This window comes from Mesorhizobium sp. M7A.F.Ca.CA.002.09.1.1 (assembly GCF_003998555.1).
GTDB lineage: Bacteria > Pseudomonadota > Alphaproteobacteria > Rhizobiales > Rhizobiaceae > Mesorhizobium > Mesorhizobium ciceri.
Genome location: NZ_RZRR01001145.1, coordinates 1 through 1,454 on the forward strand (window position 1 = coordinate 1; position 1,454 = coordinate 1,454).

Sequence of the window (1,454 nt, forward strand, 5' to 3'; positions counted from 1 at the left end):
GGATCCGGTGACGCATATTTTCCCTGATCGCGGTGCCCCCGGGGCCGCTATGCAAGCGCATTTTGCAGCAGCCAGCGTTGGCTGATTCGCCGTGTTTGAAGAGCACGGGCCATTGTGCGCGACGCCGTTCTCGTGGCTAATCCCGGAAGGCTTCGGCATTCGGAGGTTGGGTGAGCAGGCTTTATCTGTTGCGACATGCCAAGGCTGGCTGGGCATTGCCCGGCATGCGCGATTTCGACCGTCCGCTCGATGCGTCCGGCCGCGCCGATGCCGAAATGATAGGCGCCGCCATGCGCTCCCGCCTCTATGTTCCGGACCGGACGCTGTGCTCCAACGCCAAACGCGCCAAAGAGACGCTGGAAGGCCTGGCCGGCCAGACCGACACCGGCCGGGTCCTGTTCTTCGACGGGCTCTACAGCGCGGACGCGGCCGGTTATCTCAACCTTATCAGGAACAATGGCGGATCGGGCTCGTTGCTGGTCATCGGCCACAACCCGATGATGGAAGACCTTGCCATGGCAGTTTCGGGCGGCGGCGACGAGGCTGCGCGGGCCACGCTGAACCATGGGTTCCCGACCGCGGGCCTGGCGGTCGTCCGCTTCGACGGCGATCTTGCCAGCGCCGCCCAAGGCACCGGCTATCTCGAAGCGTTCCTGACGCCGGCCGATCTCTGAAGCCATTTCAAAGCCTTGTTGCAGCGCCTATATCGGACGGACCGAAGTTCGAGAGAGCATATTTTGGCATCATCGCTGACCACCTTCACCGACGAGGCGAGGATTGCCCTCGACACGCTATCGGGCCGCGCCACCGGGCTTTTTTCCCCATCGCTGCGCCTCGGCGTGACCGGATTGTCCCGCGCCGGCAAAACGGTGTTCATATCGGCCCTTGTCCACAATTTGATCCATGGCGGGCGCCTGCCGCTGTTCGAGGCGCAGAAATCGGGGCGCATCGCGCGCGCCTTCCTCGAGCAGCAGCCCGACGACGCGGTGCCGCGTTTCCAGTACGAGGACCACATCGCAGCCTTGGTCAACGACCGCGTCTGGCCCGATTCGACGCGCGCCATTTCGGAGCTGCGGCTGACCATCGAATATGAATCGGCTTCCGGCTGGAGCCGCATGTTTTCCTCGGGCAGATTGTCGGTCGATATCGTCGATTATCCCGGCGAATGGCTGCTCGATCTGCCGCTGCTCGGCAAATCCTTCGCCGATTTTTCCCACGAAGCCTTTGAGATGGCCGTTCTGCCGGTGCGCGAGGACCTGTCGCAAGCCTGGCGGGCACTATCGGCCGGGATCGACCCGAACGCCGATGCCGACGAGATGACGGCGCGCCGCCTGGCCGAGAGTTTCGCCGCCTATCTGAAGGCCTGCAAGCTCGACGAGCGGGCGCTTTCGACCTTGCCGCCCGGCCGCTTCCTGATGCCGGGCGATCTCGAAGGCTCGCCGGCCCTGACCTTC

General features: G+C 64.2%; 2 protein-coding genes. Both read left to right on the top strand.

Translation table 11 applies throughout. The annotated features are described in order from the left end of the window. Positions 1-170 precede the first annotated feature (170 nt). Positions 171-674, top strand: coding sequence for a histidine phosphatase family protein (locus tag EN994_RS31140; RefSeq protein ID WP_063167923.1), 504 nt, complete (start codon positions 171-173; stop codon positions 672-674). A gap of 63 nt (positions 675-737) precedes the next feature. Next, positions 738-1,454: YcjX family protein (locus EN994_RS31145; protein WP_164746401.1), on the top strand; the 717-nt coding region annotated here is incomplete at its 3' end.